This window comes from Arthrobacter sp. KUASC02 (genome assembly GCF_059739395.1).
The window spans coordinates 2,678,825-2,695,325 of record NZ_AP046053.1 but is presented as its reverse complement, the minus strand read 5'-3'; the positions used below and the strand labels follow the sequence as shown (position 1 = coordinate 2,695,325).

17 protein-coding genes are annotated in these 16,501 nt (G+C 66.5%); 11 read left to right on the top strand and 6 right to left on the bottom strand.

Annotated features, from left to right (window positions below):
* Window positions 1-23: 23 nt before the first annotated feature.
* A complete protein-coding gene (locus tag AC6JAC_RS12475; RefSeq protein WP_347899824.1) occupies window positions 24-2,003 on the bottom strand; it encodes an APC family permease in 1,980 nt (659 codons plus the stop codon).
* Window positions 2,004-2,160: 157 nt separating this feature from the next.
* Window positions 2,161-2,790, bottom strand: a complete 630-nt coding sequence (locus AC6JAC_RS12470) for an alpha/beta hydrolase (RefSeq protein WP_497964884.1) — start codon at window positions 2,788-2,790, stop codon at window positions 2,161-2,163.
* A 132-nt stretch (window positions 2,791-2,922) separates the two neighbouring features.
* On the opposite strand from AC6JAC_RS12470, the gene AC6JAC_RS12465 reads away from it, so the two are divergent.
* Window positions 2,923-3,063: a hypothetical protein gene (locus AC6JAC_RS12465; RefSeq protein WP_497964882.1), complete on the top strand. Its 141-nt coding sequence runs from the start codon at window positions 2,923-2,925 to the stop codon at window positions 3,061-3,063.
* Between the two features lie 14 nt (window positions 3,064-3,077).
* Here the strand turns inward: AC6JAC_RS12465 and AC6JAC_RS12460 are convergent, their stop codons facing one another.
* Window positions 3,078-3,668, bottom strand: coding sequence for a helix-turn-helix domain-containing protein (locus tag AC6JAC_RS12460; protein WP_028272729.1), 591 nt, complete (start codon window positions 3,666-3,668; stop codon window positions 3,078-3,080).
* Between the two features lie 97 nt (window positions 3,669-3,765).
* Between AC6JAC_RS12460 and AC6JAC_RS12455 the strand changes: the two genes are divergently transcribed.
* Window positions 3,766-4,407 (top strand): class I SAM-dependent methyltransferase, encoded by a 642-nt coding sequence (locus AC6JAC_RS12455; RefSeq protein WP_497964880.1) that lies wholly within the window; start codon window positions 3,766-3,768, stop codon window positions 4,405-4,407.
* A gap of 61 nt (window positions 4,408-4,468) precedes the next feature.
* Here the strand turns inward: AC6JAC_RS12455 and AC6JAC_RS12450 are convergent, their stop codons facing one another.
* Both AC6JAC_RS12450 and AC6JAC_RS12445 read right to left on the bottom strand, forming a co-directional pair.
* A complete protein-coding gene (locus tag AC6JAC_RS12450) occupies window positions 4,469-4,639 on the bottom strand; it encodes a hypothetical protein (RefSeq protein ID WP_497964878.1) in 171 nt (56 codons plus the stop codon).
* Window positions 4,640-4,652: 13 nt separating this feature from the next.
* Window positions 4,653-5,324: an MSMEG_4193 family putative phosphomutase gene (locus tag AC6JAC_RS12445; protein ID WP_497964876.1), complete on the bottom strand. Its 672-nt coding sequence runs from the start codon at window positions 5,322-5,324 to the stop codon at window positions 4,653-4,655.
* A gap of 94 nt (window positions 5,325-5,418) precedes the next feature.
* Here AC6JAC_RS12445 and AC6JAC_RS12440 point away from each other — a divergent pair, with 94 nt between their 5' ends.
* From AC6JAC_RS12440 to AC6JAC_RS12415, 6 genes are all read left to right on the top strand, one after another.
* Window positions 5,419-6,807 carry a sigma 54-interacting transcriptional regulator gene (locus AC6JAC_RS12440; RefSeq protein ID WP_497964874.1) on the top strand — a complete coding sequence of 463 codons (1,389 nt, stop codon included), beginning with the start codon at window positions 5,419-5,421 and terminating at the stop codon, window positions 6,805-6,807.
* 15 nt (window positions 6,808-6,822) lie between these two features.
* Window positions 6,823-8,826, top strand: coding sequence for a vWA domain-containing protein (locus tag AC6JAC_RS12435; RefSeq protein ID WP_497964872.1), 2,004 nt, complete (start codon window positions 6,823-6,825; stop codon window positions 8,824-8,826).
* A 77-nt stretch (window positions 8,827-8,903) separates the two neighbouring features.
* Entirely contained in the window at window positions 8,904-9,569 is a 666-nt protein-coding gene (locus AC6JAC_RS12430; protein WP_028272734.1) for a GntR family transcriptional regulator, read from the top strand.
* Window positions 9,566-10,744: an MFS transporter gene (locus AC6JAC_RS12425; protein ID WP_497964870.1), complete on the top strand. Its 1,179-nt coding sequence runs from the start codon at window positions 9,566-9,568 to the stop codon at window positions 10,742-10,744. The genes AC6JAC_RS12430 and AC6JAC_RS12425 overlap by 4 nt, the downstream gene beginning before the upstream one ends.
* A 147-nt stretch (window positions 10,745-10,891) precedes the next feature.
* Complete coding sequence (locus AC6JAC_RS12420) at window positions 10,892-11,410, top strand: flavin reductase family protein (RefSeq protein ID WP_497964868.1); 519 nt, start codon at window positions 10,892-10,894, stop codon at window positions 11,408-11,410.
* Window positions 11,411-11,423: 13 nt separating this feature from the next.
* The gene (locus AC6JAC_RS12415) at window positions 11,424-11,885 is read left to right on the top strand and encodes a hypothetical protein (RefSeq protein ID WP_156037044.1); all 462 of its coding nucleotides are present in this window, start codon (window positions 11,424-11,426) and stop codon (window positions 11,883-11,885) included.
* A 19-nt stretch (window positions 11,886-11,904) separates the two neighbouring features.
* Here AC6JAC_RS12415 and AC6JAC_RS12410 read toward each other — a convergent pair whose 3' ends face one another.
* Window positions 11,905-12,636, bottom strand: coding sequence for a GntR family transcriptional regulator (locus AC6JAC_RS12410; RefSeq protein WP_028269416.1), 732 nt, complete (start codon window positions 12,634-12,636; stop codon window positions 11,905-11,907).
* Window positions 12,637-12,784: 148 nt separating this feature from the next.
* Here AC6JAC_RS12410 and AC6JAC_RS12405 point away from each other — a divergent pair, with 148 nt between their 5' ends.
* The 3 genes from AC6JAC_RS12405 to manD all read left to right on the top strand — a co-directional run bounded on the left by AC6JAC_RS12405 (window position 12,785) and on the right by manD (window position 16,492).
* Entirely contained in the window at window positions 12,785-14,167 is a 1,383-nt protein-coding gene (locus AC6JAC_RS12405) for an MFS transporter (protein WP_028269415.1), read from the top strand.
* A complete protein-coding gene (locus AC6JAC_RS12400; RefSeq protein ID WP_497964865.1) occupies window positions 14,164-15,198 on the top strand; it encodes an L-idonate 5-dehydrogenase in 1,035 nt (344 codons plus the stop codon). Before AC6JAC_RS12405 ends, AC6JAC_RS12400 begins: the two co-directional genes overlap by 4 nt.
* A gap of 82 nt (window positions 15,199-15,280) precedes the next feature.
* On the top strand, window positions 15,281-16,492 hold the full coding sequence (manD, locus tag AC6JAC_RS12395) for a D-mannonate dehydratase ManD (protein WP_028269413.1): 1,212 nt from the start codon (window positions 15,281-15,283) through the stop codon (window positions 16,490-16,492).
* Window positions 16,493-16,501: the final 9 nt, after the last annotated feature.

The following is a 16,501-nucleotide window of genomic DNA, read 5'->3' as shown; positions in this document are numbered from 1 at the left end:
CTCCATGGTTGCGGGTAAGCCCGTTACCCCACGTGGATGCGCGGCCGGCGGGCGGGATCCGGTTCGTGCTTCCGGATGATCTCCCGCACAACCGGTGGAGTGTCGCCGCGGCCCAGGAGCAGGTAGCGCATCAGGTGGGCGAGCGGGTTGCCTTCGGACCACTCAAAGTACGCGTGCGGGATGACGCCGGCAGTGTCCCGGAGGGCCAGGAGGATCGCAGCGATGGCGTTGGGGGCTGCAGGACTTTCGACCCGCAGGATGCGGTGTCCGTCCACTTCGACGCCGTGCACGTCCAGGGTCCCGCCGAAGTTGGAGGGGTCGATGATGTCGATTTCAAGGAAGATGACGTCTGCAGTCCCGGGGACAGCGTTCTGGCCCCGTTGTTCGTATTCCTTTTCGGAGTATTCCCGGTTGTCACCGGTCTGGCGGCGGTTGGCGATCAGGTTCAGGGCGCCGTCGTAGTCCAGGGAATCGGCGATGAAGCGGCGGGTGTTCTCGTCAAATCTGATCAGGTCGGCACGCAGCTCCGTGGTCCGCGCGACACGGGAAACCAGCGAGATGGCGATGATGCCCAGGATAAAAAAGGCCGAGATGGTCAGGCCATCGGGCTTCTCGATGACGTTAGCGGCCAGCGCGTAGAGCAGTATCAGGGACAGCAGGGCAAAGCCTGCCCCGGCCCGTCGGTTGCCCCGGCTGAAGGCGGAGATGGTGACGGCGATGGATCCTGAGACCATCATGGCCAGGATGCCTGTGGCGTAGGCGCCGGCCTGGGCGTTGACGTCTGCGTTGAAGCCGATGGTTATGAGGATGCTGACCGCCGTGTAGACGATGACCACGGGTCGGACCGCGCGTCCCCATTCGGGGGCCATGCCGTAGGCGGGGAGGTAGCGCGGGACGATGTTGATCAGGCCGGCCATGGCCGAGGCGCCGGCAAACCACAGAATCAGGATGCTGCTGATGTCATAGACCGTGCCGAAGCCGTTTCCCAGTTGCTGGTGGGCCAGGTAGGCCAGGGCTCGTCCGCTGGCCTCGCCCCCGGGCTCGAATTCCTTGGCCGGGATCAGGACCGTGGTGACGAAACTGCTGCCCAGGAGGTAGACGCTCATGATGGCAGCGGCCGCTGTGAGCAGTTTGCGGGTGTTCCGCACCCTGGCGGTGAGTCGTTCCTCGGCGGTCCTGCCCTCGGCGGCCACCAACGGCATCATGCTGACGCCTGTTTCGAACCCGGACAGGCCGAGGACCAGCAGCGGGAAGGCAATGACGGCAGGGCCCACAATGTCCCCGAAGCCGCCGCGTGCCGACAGGTCCCCGGTCCACGCGGACAGGGCTTCGGGATCGCTGATGACGGTGGCCACGCCGGTGATGATGACCACGGCATTGAGGAACAGGAATAATGCCACCAGCGGAATGGCCACCACAACGGCCTCGCTGAAACCCAGCAGGAACACACCGCCCAGTATCAGCAGGAGGACCACGGTAATGAGGACGGCCTGTCCATCGAGGAAATCCGGGAGATAGGGGTTTTCGAGCATGTGCACAGTGGCATCGGCCGAGGAAAGCGTGATGGTGATGATCCAGGAAGTTGCCACGAATCCCAGGAGGACCAGGACGAAAATCTTCCCCCGCCAGAACGGCAGGAGGCTTTCCAGCATGGCAACCGACCCTTGTCCGTGCGGGCTTTCGCGGGCCACCCTGCGGTACATCGGCAGCATCCCCAGAAGCGTGAGGGCAACGATCAGCAGGGTGGCCAGCGGCGACAGCGCGCCGGCGGCAAGCGCGGCGATGGCCGGCAGGTACGACAGCGTGGAGAAGTAGTCAACGCCGGTCAGGCACATGACCTTCCACCATGCCTGGGGAGTGGTGTGGTCTTCGGGGCTCTCCGGACCGATCACCGGCTGGACCTGGTGCTTGAGCAGCCACCGCCCCAGAGCGTTTCCCGTATCGGTCGGTTGTCCCGGCCGGCGGACTTCCGCGGGAATGATCTGGCGGTCTGTACCGCTCATTTGCGTCTCCTAGGCTCGGCCGGCGCAGCACATTGACCTGCACCCATACTTCGGCGATTCAACCTATTCCGGGACGGGAGGGAAAGGGCGGTTTTGTCCGATTCCTTTACGCTTTCTTAACGCCGACGGCGCCAACGCACTCAGGCAGGCCGGCAGCCTATGGCTCCTGCACTTCTTCGATCCAGCGTGCCAGCGCCTTGACGTCGTCAAGGCCTATGTTGTGGCCGCCCGGGGATCGTACGCCCACTGTCTTTGCGCCTGACTCGTCGGCTAGGTAGCCCCAGGTGTGCTCCAGCAGTTCGGCCGGTATGACTGAGTCGGCGTCGCCGTGGGCAACGAACATGGGCACGTCCTGCAGCCGGCCCGGCGTGGTGGGCACTCCGGCGTCGAAAGGCAGGGTTCCGCGAAGGATTGCCGCGCCCGCGAAGCGTTTCGGATCGTCGAGGACCAGGCCTCCGGCGAAGGCTGCGCCGCCGCTGAAGCCCACGAGGATCACTGGCCGCGGAGCAGGCGCGATAGTTTCCAGCCACTCCTTGAACCATGCCATGGTCTCGGCCAGGGATTCGGCTACGGGGCGGCCGATGCCGCGGTTGGCGAACCAGGCAAACCCTGGGCCTTCCGCCAGCGGTGCCCGCACCGCTGCGTAACTCGGACCGATAGGAAGGTGGGCGGCCAAAGTGATGATGTCCGTTTCGCGCGACCCGCGCCCGTGCAGCAGGATCACAAGGGCCTTGCCGGCATCGTCCGGCGAATGCCATGCAGTGGTCGGGTCAGGCAGCTTGCTCAAGCTACTGCCCCGGTGAGGTCGATGAGCGGTAAGGCGGGTTTGCTGAAGTCGAGGGGACGGGTGTCCATGGTGGCTCCTGTTTCGCTACTGATGCGATCCACAAAAGGATTGCTTTACGCTTCAACTAAGCCCATGCCGTGTTCTATTCCCGTGTTCTATTCACGCGGCTTTCAGCCGTCGGGTGCACTAAGGAAGGCCCGGGTCCAGATCGTGGGCGCGGTGCGGGACCGCCAGCGGAACATGGACCGGGGCAACGACTTCTTCAACCCCTAGGTCGGCGGGTTGTGTCACCTTCCCAGATGGGGTGCTGCGCGGACGTGCGTGCGTTGGCCTTGCTTTCCGATGAGGCTGAGGAATTCGACGGGACCGGCGCCTGTGGCGCCGAACCAGTGCGGGGTGCGGGTGTCGAACTCCGCGGCCTCACCGGGTTTGAGGATGAGGTCGTGTTCGCCGAGAACAAGGCGCAAGGTGCCGTCGAGCACGTAAACCCAGTCGTATCCGTCGTGGGTCCGTAGCTGCGGGTCCTGTTCGTCCTTGCCTGCCGGGAGGATGAATTTGTAGGCCTGGATGCCGCCTGGCCGGCGAGTCAATGGCAGGATCGTCGACCCGTCTGCGCTGGCGACGGGCCGCAAATTAACGCGGGGGTCCCCGGTCGGTGGCGCGTCGACAAGCTCGTCCAGTGTCACCCCGTGGACGCGGGCCAGCGGCAGCAACTGCTCGAGAGTGGGTCGCCTCAGGCCTGCTTCGAGCCGGGAGAGCGTGCTGGCGGAGATCCCTGTCTGTTCCGCCAGGTCCGCGAGCGTTACGTCCCGGCGGAGCCGGAGGCGCTTGAGCCGGGGTCCGACAGCGTTGAGGGTGTGGTCTACGTCGCGGGTCATGCCCCGATTTTGCCATTTGGCAATGTTGCTTGCACCTTCGCCGCCTTGTTGGGCACGATCGACGGTAAAGCTTGTATCAAATCGAAAGGGATTCGGCGTGGACCAGACGGCACATGCGTTCGGCAAGGGCTATTGGGAGAGACACTGGGAACAGGTCCACGATGCTGCGCCTGGAGGCTTGGGCGCGGGCAGCCCGAACCCGTATCTCGCACAAGAAACGGACGGCCTGACGCCGGGTACGGCGCTGGACGCCGGATGCGGGACGGGGGCGGAAGCCATCTGGCTGGCATCTCGCGGATGGAAGGTCACTGGAGCCGATATTTCCGCCGCTGCCCTCACCCACGCAGCCGCGAGCGCAGCCAAGCAGACCGTGGCCACTGGGGTGACCTGGGTCGAGGCGGACCTGACCATCTGGGAACCGGGAGGCCTTTTTGACCTTGTGACCACCAATTACGCCCACCCCGCGATGCCGCAGCTGGCGTTCTACCGGCGTATCGCGGACTGGGTCGCGCCGGGAGGCACGCTGTTGATCGTCGGGCACCTGCACGACCCCTCCTCACCGGGACACGGAAACCACCCTCCCGCCGAGGCCACCGTCACGCTCGCGGACATCACCAGGGGCCTGGACCCTGCCATGTGGAGCCTGGACAGTGACCGGGTACAGACGCGCACAGTCGACGGACCCGGGGGCCACGGCGCGTCCCTTCGCGACGTCGTTGTCCGGGCCACCCGGCAGTAAACCCGCCTGAGACCGCGTCCAGGTAATCCGCGGCCTCGGGCAGTGGCAATAGCGGGGCCGCCTACACAAGCGGCCACGGGTAGCGTTCCCCGGCTTCGGGCTTGTAGACCGCATACGCCGAGTCGTCCCCGGAGGAAACCCGGACGAAGAACGCCGCGTTGCTGCCCCGGGGGATGCGTCCCGGCAACTCGACGCGGCCGTCGGTGAGCAGTGTCAGTTCCCGTCCGGACACCGTCTGCTTCCGTTCACCGCGCCCTCAGCCCGTTCAAGGGTTCCAGCGTCGAATTCACCATGAGGACGGAAGGGGGCCGGCCCTCGCCGTAGGAAATGACCGTGACCGAGCCCGGGCTGATGACGATCCGCTGGAAGTGGTCCAGCTGTGTACCGAAGGCGTGGGCCACGGCCGCTTTGATCGGGTCGGCATGCGAGAAGCACACGACGACGCCCCCGGCGTGGGCGGAACGCAGCACCTCAAGTGCTCCGACCATCCGCTCCTGCATCTCCGCGAAGCTCTCCCCGTCGGGGAAACGGAACGTTGACGGGCTCTGCTGTACGGTCTGCCATTCCGGCAGGAACGCCAGTTCGGCGAGCGCGGCGCCGGTCCACTCGCCGAAGTCGCACTCGATCAGGCCGGCGTCCTGGTTCACGTCACGCCCGGTGGAGGCTGCCGTGGGCTCTGCAGTTTCGCGCGTGCGCTCCAGGGGGGAGGAGTAGATGGCGTCGACGGCAAGACCCGCGAGCCGTTCCGCGACCCTTACTGCCTGGGCGCGGCCGCGCTCGGAAAGATGCAGCCCCGGTGCCCGTCCCGGCAGTACCGTGCCCGTGGTCGGCGTCTCTCCGTGGCGCACCAGAAGCACGAGGGTGCCCGCCGGTCCCGGGGATGGAGCGGGCGGTGCCGAAGCCGTTGCTGCAGTCATCAAAATCCAGCGTAGGCCGTGGCACGGACCCGCGGGTGAAAAACCGGGGGAAATTCCCTCGATTCCCCGCACGGTGGAGGTCTACGGTAGAGAGGTGACTGATCGTCCCGACATCTTCACCGTTGGCGAACTGCATGCCGCCGGCCACGTCCATAAGGACTTGCGCCACGAGATCCGCGGCAACCTTCTCGCCGCGCTCGCCGCCGGCCGTGATCCGTGGCCGGGGATGTACGGTTTCAGCCGGACCGTCCTTCCCCAGCTTGAGCGCGCTTTGATCGCCGGGCACGACGTCGTCCTGCTGGGTGAGCGGGGACAGGGCAAGACGCGTCTCCTGCGAACCCTGGTCGGGCTGCTTGACGAGTGGTCGCCGGTGATCGAGGGCTCGGAACTGAACGAACACCCCTTCGAACCGATCACGGAACACTCCCGCGCCCGTGTGCTCACCGAAGGGGACCGGCTGCGTGTTGCCTGGCGCCACCGCTCGGAACGGTACGTCGAGAAGCTGGCCACACCGGATACTTCCGTTGCCGACCTCATCGGCGACGTCGACCCCATGCGCGTGGCTGAAGGCCGGCGGCTGGGGGATCCCGAAACCATCCACTACGGCCTGGTTCCGCGCTCCAACCGCGGCATCATCGCCATCAACGAACTGCCCGACCTCGCCGAACGGATCCAGGTCGCAATGCTGAACGTGATGGAGGAACGCGACATCCAGATCCGCGGCTATGTGCTGCGGCTGCCCCTCGACGTGCTCGTCGTCGCGTCAGCCAACCCTGAGGACTACACCAACCGAGGCCGGATCATCACGCCCCTGAAGGACCGCTTCGGCGCCGAGATCCGCACGCACTACCCGATAGAGCTCGACGACGAGGTGTCCGTCATCCGGCAGGAGGGGCGGCTGGTGGCCGATGTCCCGCCCGTCATCCTCGAAATCCTCGCCCGCTACACCCGTGCGCTGCGGCTATCCCCGGCCATCAACCAGACCTCCGGAGTTTCGGCACGGTTCGCCATCGCGGGCGCCGAAACCGTCGCCGCAGCAGCGCTGCGCCGGGCCAGCGTTCGCGGCGAGGACGAGGCAGTCGCGCGGATCATCGACCTCGAGCCCGCCGTCGAAGTCCTCACGGGCAAGATTGAGTTCGAGTCCGGCGAAGAAGGGCGCGAACAAGCCGTCCTCGACCACCTCCTGCGCACTGCCACGGCGGAAGCCGTGCGGGCGCACTTCCACGGCATCGATCTCGGTCCGCTCGTGGCCGCGCTCGACGGTCACCGGACCGTGACCACGGGGGAGCATGTCACGGCGCGGGAGTTCCTTGAAAACCTGCCGTCCCTTGACTCGTCCGGGCTCTACGACGAGATCAGCGGGCGCCTCGACGCCAGGAACGACGGGCAGCGCGCCGCCGCAATCGAACTTGCCCTGGAAGGGCTCTACCTCGCCCGGCGGATCTCGAAGGAGTCCGACGACGAGGAGACGATCTACGGCTAGGGGATAGGCGGCATCATGAACGCTCACAGCCGGTCAAGGTATGGCCGGTACAGGGGAGGACCCGACCCGCTCGCACCGCCGGTAGACCTGGCGGAGGCGCTCGACGCGATAGCCGAGGACGTCATGGCCGGTTACTCGCCCCGGCACGCCCTGCAGGAGTACCTCCGGCGCGGCGGCCGCCACCGGGAAGGTCTGGACGACCTCGCCGGCCGCGTGCAACAGCGCCGGAAAGAACTCCTGAGCCGCCACCGCCTGGACGGCACCCTCAGCGAGGTCCAAAAGCTGCTCGCTTCCGCAGTGCTGGAAGAGCGCAAGCAGCTGGCCCGTGACGCCATGATGGATAGCACCGACCGCGCACTCAGGGAGATGCAGCTGCAGAACCTGCCCTCGTCCACGGCGGCAGCGGTCAACGAACTCGCCTCCTATGACTGGCAGTCGAGCACCGCACGGGAAGCCTTCGAGCGCATCAAGGACCTGCTGGGCCGTGAGGTCCTCGACCAGCGGTTCGCCGGCATGAAGCAGGCGCTCGAGAACGCCACAGATGCGGACCGCGCAGCTGTTAACGAGATGCTGCGGGACCTCAACGAACTGCTGGACAAGCACCGGCACGGCGAGGACACCGACGCGGACTTCCAGGAGTTCATGGCCCGGCACGGCCATTTCTTTCCGGAGAATCCGCAATCCGTCGAGGAGCTGATCGACGCACTGGCCCGGCGCGCCGCCGCGGCCCAGCGCCTCCTGCAATCCATGTCCCCGGAGCAGCGCGATGAGCTGATGCGCCTGTCCGCCCAGGCGTTCGGCTCACCCGAACTCATGGCCCAGCTCGATCAGCTCGACTCCAGCCTGCGCGCCCTGCGCCCGGGAGAAGACTGGAATGGCTCCGAACGCTTCGAGGGTCAGGAAGGGCTCGGGCTGGGCGATGGCACGGGCGTGCTTCAGGACATCGCCGAACTCGACGAGCTGGCCGAACAGCTTTCCCAGTCCTACAACGGATCTCGCCTTGATGACCTGGACCTGGACGCCCTGGCCCGCCAACTCGGTCAAAAGGCCGCAGTGTCGGCACGTACCCTCGCCGAAATCGAGCGGGCCATGCAGGACGGCGGCTACCTGCGGCGCGGCGCCGACGGCGACCTCCGGCTGTCCCCGCAGGCCATGAGACGGCTCGGCAAGTCACTGTTGCGGGACACCGCCAAGCAGCTGTCCGGCCGGCAGGGGCGCCGGGACACACGTGTCGCCGGGGCAGCCGGCGAGCAGACGGGATCCAGCCGGCCGTGGGAGTTCGGCGATGCCGGGCCGTGGGACGTGACACGCACCATGACAAACGCAATCCGCCGGACCGTGGCCGAGGGCGGCGACCCGGGCCGCGGATTACGGCTGGGCCCGGGCGACATCGAGGTGACCGACACGGAGGCGCGCACGCAGGCCGCCGTCGTCCTCCTCGCCGACGTATCGTTTTCGATGGCCGCCGAGGGGCGGTGGGTGCCGATGAAGCGCACCGCACTCGCCCTGCACCATCTCGTCTCCACCCGGTTCCGCGGGGACCGGCTGCAGCTCATCACGTTCGGCCGCTACGCGCGGACCATGGACATTGGCGAACTCACGGCCCTGGCGTCACGGCGGGAGCAGGGAACAAACCTGCATCACGGCTTGCTGCTGGCCAACCGCTTCTTCCGTCAGCATCCGTCCATGCAGCACGTCCTCCTCGTGGTGACCGACGGGGAGCCGACAGCGCACCTGTTGCCGGACGGGGACTCGTGGTTCGACTACCCGCCGGCCCCGGAGACCATCCGGGTCACGATTGCCGAACTCGACCGCCTTGGCCGCGCAGGGACCCAGGCCACGTTCTTCCGGCTGGGCGATGACCCGGGCCTCGAGCGGTTCGTCCAGCGCATGGCGCGCCGAATCGACGGCCGGGTGGTGGCGCCGGAAACCGGTGACCTCGGGGCTGCCGTTGTGGGGGAGTACCTCCGCGCTCATTTCCGCGGCCGTCCCTTCGACGACGCCGACTGGGCCTCATAGCCCAGAGTCCCGTTCCGCCGTCATCAAAGCCTTGCACTTGTATAGTTGTATACAAGTACAAAAGGTGGAGGTTGTCAGTGGTCGAATCACAGTCCCGGAATACCGGAGCGCATCTGGTCTACGGAGAGCTGAAACGCCGGATCCTTAACCTGGAATTGAAGCCGGGTGAGCGGATCTACGAACCCGCAATGGCGACGGAGCTGCAGGTGAGCCGGACGCCGCTGCGGGAGGCGATCCGGCGGCTGATCTCGGAAAGCCTGCTGGAACAGCAACCCACAGGAGGCGTGCTCGTCCCGATCCTGGACGAACGAGCCATCGCCGAACTGTACGGCGTGCGCGCGGCACTGGAGTCCCTGATGGCCCGTGAGGCATGCGCCAAAGCGACGCCGGCCGACATCGCGAACCTGGAAGGGATCGTGGAACGCAATGCCGCCATGGTGAAGTTCGCCGACGAAGCCATGAGGTATGGAATGGCGCTGCACACCGCCATCGCGGACATCGCCGGAAATTCCTGGGCGCAGAGGTTTCATGACCAGGTGTCCAGCCAGATGGAACGCTACCGCCACTTCACCAACAGCACGCAGGAACGCCGCGACCAGGCTCTCGCCGAACACCGCATCCTGGTGGAGGCCCTCGCTTCGGGCAAACCGGAAGCAGCCGCCAGGATCGCTTTCGACCACGTCGCCGGCGCCCGGGACGCCGCGGTGCGCGCCGTCTCCGGCGCCGCCCCCGTCATCCCGTGATCGGTGAACTGGGCCGCCGTTCGGCGCTGGCACTTCTCCTTCATTCGACGCTGATCCAAGCCGTGACGTTCCTGGTCCGGCCGGCAACCACTTACCGGGCGCTGGAACTGGATGTGCCGGGATATGCCCTCGGCCTCCTCGCGGCCAGCTACGCTGTTTTTCCCTTGCTGCTGGCTGTCCCCACCGGCGCCCTCGTGGACCGGTTAGGCGAGCGGCGGCTGATGGTGACCGGATCCGCCGTCGTGCTTGGCTGTTCCGTCTTCCTGCTGTTCTGGGGGACAACAGTCCCGGCGTTGGTTATCGGCACGGCGCTGCTTGGCGCAGGCCAACTGGCGTGTGTGGTGGGGCAGCAGGCCGTCGTGGCGAACAATGCCGTGGCGTCAGGGCTTGATTCCGCCTTCGGATACCTGACCTTCGCGGCGTCTCTGGGGCAGGCGCTTGGCCCGCTGGCTATCTCCGTGGTGGGCGGTGCCTCTGTCCGCCCGGACACCCAGGCAATCTTCTTCCTCTCGGCCGGCATGAGCCTGGTTCTCTTCCTCACCACCTTCGTGATCTCGACGAAGGCCGCCGGCAGGAAGTCCGCCGTCACGGCAACGGGCAGCTCGCAGGGCAGTGTTGCCTCGCTGCTCAGGACGCCGGGGCTGGTCCGGGCGCTGGCAACGAGTGCCACGGTGCTGGCGGTGGTGGACCTGACGGTTGTCTACCTGCCGGCGCTCGGAACGGAGCGCGGCTTCAGTGCAGCCACGGTGGGCCTCATGCTCGCGGTGCGGGCCGTGTTCTCGATGGTTTCGAGGCTGGGGCTCGGACGCCTGTCCCGGAGGTTCGGCCGGGGGCGGCTCATGGTGTCAAGCCTGGCGCTCTCCACCGTCGCGCTGGGTGTCGCGGCGATTCCGATGCAGGAGTGGCTGCTCTTCGGGGTGATGGCCGGGCTGGGTCTGGGGCTGGGCATCGGCCAGCCGCTGACGATGTCCTGGCTTTCGGCCCAGGCCCCGGACGGCCAGCGCGGAAAGGCCCTGGCCCTGCGCCTTGCCGGGAACAGGGTGGGCCAGGTGGTCCTGCCCAGCGCCATCGGGGTTGTGGCGGCCGGGCTCGGGGCAGCCGGCGTCTTCCTGGCGTCCGCGGTTGTTGTGGGCGGAACGCTCCTGCTGGTCCGCGGCGTCCGCCTGGACGACTGACAGGAGCCCCGCCCAATCCCCGTTGGTTACTTTGTGCTTCGGGCGGTGAAGCCAGGTTGCGTTGCGCGTCGGTGCGTTTCGTTCCCGGTTGAACGGGGTGCGGGGCGGGTGGTTGGTTTGGGTGACCGGCCTTGAAAGGGATAGAACATGACCGAACATTTTGATCTCACCCCGCAGCGCCTGCGTCACGTGCTGGGCCATTTCGCCTCCGGGCTGACGGTGGTCACGGCTGCGACGGAGAACGGCCCGGCCGGGTTCACCTGCCAGTCTTTCTCCTCCCTTTCCCTGGATCCGGCGCTGGTGACGTTCAGTCCGGCCCGCAGTTCCAGCACCTGGCCGCTGCTGCGGGCCGCCGGCCGGTTCACGGTGAACATCCTTCCGGCCGGGCACCGGCATCTTGCCGCGCAGTTTGCCCGTTCGGGCACCGATAAGTTCGCCGGTGTGGGGTTTTCGGTGTCTCCGCTGGGTAATCCGGTGCTGGATCAGGCCCTTGCGTGGGTGGATTGCGAGCTGTACCGGGAGTACGACGGCGGCGACCACACCATTGTGGTGGGGTCGGTCCGTGCCCTGGGTGCACGGGACGGTGCCGAGCCGCTGCTCTTCTTCAAGGGCGGCTATTTCGACGGCGTGCCGTCCCGGGCAGGGCAGCTGGAAAGCGCCGCATGACACGGGTATGGGCATGATCGGGGCACTTACCCGGAGGATCCAAATGATCTGCGGCGAGGAGCTCTCCTTGCTGCGCCGGCAGATGTACGCACTTGCGTGGCAGGACATCCACGACGGCGCCGTTGAGGGCGCCGCTACCGCCATGGCACGCAAGCCGTCCTGCGCGAACCAGGGCGTCAGCGTTGACGTCGTGTGCTTCGCCCGGCGCCCCGACGCGGAGGACGCCACTGTTTTCGTGATTTCCGTGGCGATGCAGGTTCATCCGGACCGCCCTCCCGGTGAGGTGTACTGGGAAGAAGCCGATGCCTGGGCGCTGGCAGTCGCCGGCAATGAGTGGTTCAGGGTTGAACCCCGCGGTGGCCTGGAAAAAGCAGGCAGCCGGATTTTCCATTACGCACTGGCCGAGGAAGCGCCGGCTTACGGCCAGGCGGTGCCGCTCCACGAAGTGACGCTGGGGGGTTCATCGACTCCCTGATGAGTACCCGGCCCCGCCCTCACGCCAGCCGCGCCACACTTCGGCGTGTGGGCCGCAGTGCGGCGCCGTCGGAAAAGAGTTGCGGGGTTGCCTGCTGAATCCGCTGGACATCCTCAAAAACGCCCCGCAGGTGCAGCCGCAGGGAGCTGTCGGCGTCAGCCAGGTTCTTGGCTTCAAGGGCATCGACAACCGCGGTGTGTTGTTGGATCAGGGTTGCTATGGGCCTGGTGTCCAGAAGGCTCAGGCGGCGTGCGCGGTCGAGGTGCGCTTTGGCGGAGTTGACGGCGGCCCAGGCGGATTCGTGCCCCGCAAGCCTCAGAAGTTCGCGGTGGAAATCCTCGTCCAGCCGGAAGAACTCATCCACATCGCTGGCGGCATCCGCGTCCGTTTGGCTCTTGAGTATCACGCGTAGTCCCGCAATCCCCACTTCGTCGACCGTCAGGTCGCGCAGGGACGCGCATTCAATGGCCTCGCGGACAAACTGAGCCTCGGATACCCGCCCCAGGTCCACGAGCGAGACAAAGGAACCGATCTGCGGGTAGACCTGCACCAGTCCCTCCTCCCTGAGCAGAATCAGGCTTTCCCGGACCGGCGTGCGGCTGACCCCCAGTTCCTGTGCGAGCTCGTTCTCCGAGAGCGGTTCACCCGGAGGCAGCTGGAGGGAAATGATGCGACGCCGCAGCGTCTCCAGGGTCTGGTCACGCACAGAGAGCCGCGGGGACTGTCCCTTGCCGGGTTTATCGGATGCCATGCCCCCAGTCTATTCTCTTGACACACTAGAATGGTAGTGCTTGTATGGTAGTTAGTTAGCGAGGTGCCGCCGGTCACAACAACCCACCGCCGGCCTTCTTCCTTTCACTCACCCCCTTCGTTTTTCATCGCCTGCAAAGGAGCACCAGATGACTGAGAGCATCGCGCCGCCCACCGCCCGGCCGGAGACCAAACCCACCAAGGAACTGGCAAAGGTCGCAGTGTCCGGATGGCTGGGAACCGCCATGGAATTCATGGACTTCCAGCTTTACTCCCTGGCAGCAGCCATCGTCTTCAACAAGATCTTCTTCCCCGACGTCAGCCCGGTCATTGGCCTGATCGCCGCAATGGCCACCTACGGCGTCGGCTACGTTGCCCGTCTCGCCGGCGCCGTCTACTTCGGCCGCATGGGCGACAGGATCGGCCGCAAGAAGGTCCTCTTCATCACCATCGCGCTGATGGGCGCGTCCACAACCCTGATCGGCGTTCTCCCCACCTACGCGATGATCGGGATCTGGGCCCCCATCCTGCTGGTTGCACTGCGGCTGGCACAGGGCTTCGGCGCCGGTGCCGAGATCGCCGGTGCCACGGTCATGCTGGCCGAGTTCGCCCCGGCCCGCCGCCGCGGCCTCATCTCCTCCCTCGTGTGCCTCGGCACGAACTCCGGGACGCTCGCCGCCTCGGCACTCTGGGCGCTTCTGGTGAGCGCACTGCCGGAGGACCAGCTGTTGAGCTGGGGCTGGCGCATTCCGTTCCTGTTCAGCTTCGTCCTGATGATCTTTGCCGTGTGGGTCCGTCGCTCCCTCAAGGAAAGCCCGGTGTTTGAACAGCGGGCCGATGTTGTGGACGGCGTGGCACTCTCCAAGCGGGAAATCGTCGCGGCGGACGAACTCGCCACGACCAGCACCATCGAAGCAGCCCTGCACCAGCGCAAGGGAAAGGCCTTCCTGATCGCCCTGGGCCTGCGGTTCGGGCAGGCCGGAAACTCGGGGCTGGTCCAGACCTTCCTGGTGGGCTACCTCGCTACTGTCCTGCTGGTGGACAAGAGCGTGGGCACCACCGCCATCGTGTACGGGTCGCTGCTTGGCTTCCTCACCATTCCCGTCATGGGCATGCTCGGTGACCGCTTCGGCCGCCGGCCCCTCTACCTGGTGCTCAGCACGCTGACCGCCCTGTTCGCCATCCCCATGATGCTGATGGTCACCAGCGGAAACACCACACTCATTACCGTCGCCATGGTCGTCGGCCTCAACCTCGGCGTTCTCAGCCTCTTCGCCATGGAAAGCGTCACGATGGCCGAGTTCTTTGGAGCCCGCACCCGCTTCACACAGCTCGCCCTGGCCAAGGAAATCGGCGGGATCCTCGCCACCGCCATCGGCCCGCTGCTGGCTGCGACCCTCACCGCCATCACCGGGCACTGGTGGCCGCTTGCTGCGATGCTCATCGGCTACTCCCTGATCACCCTGGTCTCAGCCTTCGTAGGGCCCGAAGTCCGCGGCCGCGACATGGTCCGCCTGGAAGACGCCGTATGAAAGCCGTCGTAGTCCACGGAGCGAATGACCTCCGCATCGACGACCGGCCCGAGCCCGTCGCCGGACCCGGTGAAGTAATCATCGACGTCGAGTGGGGCGGGATCTGCGGCTCGGACCTCTCCTACTGGCGCCACGGGGCCTCCGGGACGGCGGCGCTGAAGTCGCCGCTCGTCCTCGGCCACGAGGTCGCCGGCCGGATTGCCCGGCTGGGCGCCGGGGTCCGGAACCTCGACGTCGGCCAGCCCGTCACGGTACATCCGGCGGAACTGGTGGGGGACGGCATCATGCCGGACCGCCTGGCCGGCCGCACCAACCTGTACCCGCAGATCAGGTACTTCGGATCCGCAGCCTTTGACCCGCACACCGACGGCGGGTTCAGCGAACGCAAGCTCGCCAAGGCAACTCAGATCCGGCCGCTGCCCGACGGCGTGGACACCCTGCACGGTGCGCTTGCCGAGCCGCTGGCCGTCGCCATGCACGCGGTCAAGAGGGCAGGATCGCTGACCGGCAAGGACGTCCTGGTCAACGGGGCCGGGCCCATCGGCTCGCTTGTGGTTGCCGCGGCCCGGTTCGCCGGCGCCAGAAGCGTCATTGCCGCCGACATCAACGACTCCGCGCTGCAGATTGCGAAAGCCATGGGCGCGGACCACGTCGTGAACGTCTCCGGCGCGGGCAGCCTCCCGGAGGACATGGAACTGGTGTTCGAGGCCTCCGGCATCCCTGCGGTGCTGGGCGGCGTCCTGCGCGCCACGGCCCGCGGCGGAACGCTCGTCCAGGTGGGCAACCTTCCCGGCGCGCCGGCCCCTGCAGCACTCGGGGACCTGGTGACGCGGGAGATCACGTGGATCGGCTCGTACCGGTTCGTTGACGAAATCAGCGACGCCCTCCAGGCCACGGCAACGGGGCTGGACGTCTCCCCGGTCATCACGCACACGTTCGGGATCGACCAGGCAGCCGAGGCCATGCGCGTCTTCGGCGATCCGGCGTCCGGAAGCAGCAAAGTCATGCTGCGGCTCTCCCCAACTGAGTAGCGGCAGGTGTCGTTTTGTCGGTTCAAAACGACACCTGCTGCGACCCACTTGCACTCATCCCACACATCTGAAGGACCAATCAGTGAAGATCACCGACGCACGGGTAGTGGTTTCGTCTCCCGGACGGAATTACGTCACGCTCGTTATTGAAACCGAGGACGGCATCACCGGCATCGGCGACGCCACCCTCAACGGCCGCGAGCTGGCCGTGGCGTCCTACCTCTCGGAGCACCTCTGCCCGTTGCTGATCGGCCGCGACGCGCGCCGGATCGAGGATGCCTGGCAGTACTTCTACAAAGGCGCTTACTGGCGCCGCGGACCGGTGACCATGACGGCGATCGCCGCCATCGACGTCGCACTCTGGGACATCAAGGGCAAGGCCGCCGGGATGCCGGTGTACGAATTGCTGGGCGGTGCCGCCCGCGAGGGCGTGATGGTCTATGGGCACGCCAGCGGCTCAACCCTTGAGGACCTCAGCGCCGACTTCCAGCACCACCTGGACCTCGGCTACAAGGCGATCCGTGCCCAGGCCGCGGTGCCCGGTCTCGAGAAGACCTACGGAATCGCTCCGGTGGACGGCAAGCTCTACGAGCCGGCCAGCGGCAACGTCCCGCAGGAGGACATGTGGGAAACCACCTCCTACCTGGACTTCGCACCTAAGATGATGGCCCACGTCCGCGAAGAATTCGGCTACGGGGTGCACGTCCTGCACGACGTGCACCACCGCTTGTCGCCGATTGAGGCCGGCCGCCTGGGCGCGTCCCTGGAGGAGTATCGGCCGTTCTGGATCGAGGACCCGACGCCGGCCGAGGACCAGTCGGCGTTCCGCCTGATCCGCCAGCACACCACCACGCCCATCGCCGTCGGCGAAGTGTTCAACTCGATCTGGGACTGCCAGCAGCTGATCACCGAGCGGCTCATCGACTACATCCGGACCTCCGTTTCGCACGCGGGCGGCATCACGCACCTGCGCCGGATCTTCTCCCTCGCGGACCTCTACGGGGTGCGCTCCGGATCGCACGGTGCCGGGGACCTCTCCCCGGCCTCGTTCGCTGCCGCCCTGCACGTGGACATGAGCATCCCGAACTTCGGCGTCCAGGAATACATGGGCCACCGGGAGCCGGCCAACGAGGTGTTCACCACCTCGTACACCTTCAACGACGGCTACATGCACCCCGGGGACGTCCCCGGCATCGGCGTAGAGTTCAACGAGGAAGCTGCCGCCCGCTTCCCCTTCGACCCCAAGTATCTTCCTATCAACCGGCGGCTCGACGGATCGGTGCATGACTGGTGAACGGCGCAA

Bases quoted from the DNA above. Each gene is read 5' to 3' on its own strand.
- AC6JAC_RS12475 (WP_347899824.1), bottom strand. From the start codon at position 2,003: ATGAGCGGTACAGACCGCCAGATCATTCCCGCGGAAGTCCGCCGGCCG.
- AC6JAC_RS12465 (WP_497964882.1), top strand. From the start codon at position 2,923: ATGCCGTGTTCTATTCCCGTGTTCTATTCACGCGGCTTTCAGCCGTCG.
- AC6JAC_RS12460 (WP_028272729.1), bottom strand. From the start codon at position 3,668: ATGACCCGCGACGTAGACCACACCCTCAACGCTGTCGGACCCCGGCTC.
- AC6JAC_RS12445 (WP_497964876.1), bottom strand. From the start codon at position 5,324: ATGACTGCAGCAACGGCTTCGGCACCGCCCGCTCCATCCCCGGGACCG.
- AC6JAC_RS12435 (WP_497964872.1), top strand. From the start codon at position 6,823: ATGAACGCTCACAGCCGGTCAAGGTATGGCCGGTACAGGGGAGGACCC.
- AC6JAC_RS12420 (WP_497964868.1), top strand. From the start codon at position 10,892: ATGACCGAACATTTTGATCTCACCCCGCAGCGCCTGCGTCACGTGCTG.
- AC6JAC_RS12415 (WP_156037044.1), top strand. From the start codon at position 11,424: ATGATCGGGGCACTTACCCGGAGGATCCAAATGATCTGCGGCGAGGAG.
- AC6JAC_RS12410 (WP_028269416.1), bottom strand. From the start codon at position 12,636: ATGGCATCCGATAAACCCGGCAAGGGACAGTCCCCGCGGCTCTCTGTG.
- AC6JAC_RS12405 (WP_028269415.1), top strand. From the start codon at position 12,785: ATGACTGAGAGCATCGCGCCGCCCACCGCCCGGCCGGAGACCAAACCC.
- AC6JAC_RS12400 (WP_497964865.1), top strand. From the start codon at position 14,164: ATGAAAGCCGTCGTAGTCCACGGAGCGAATGACCTCCGCATCGACGAC.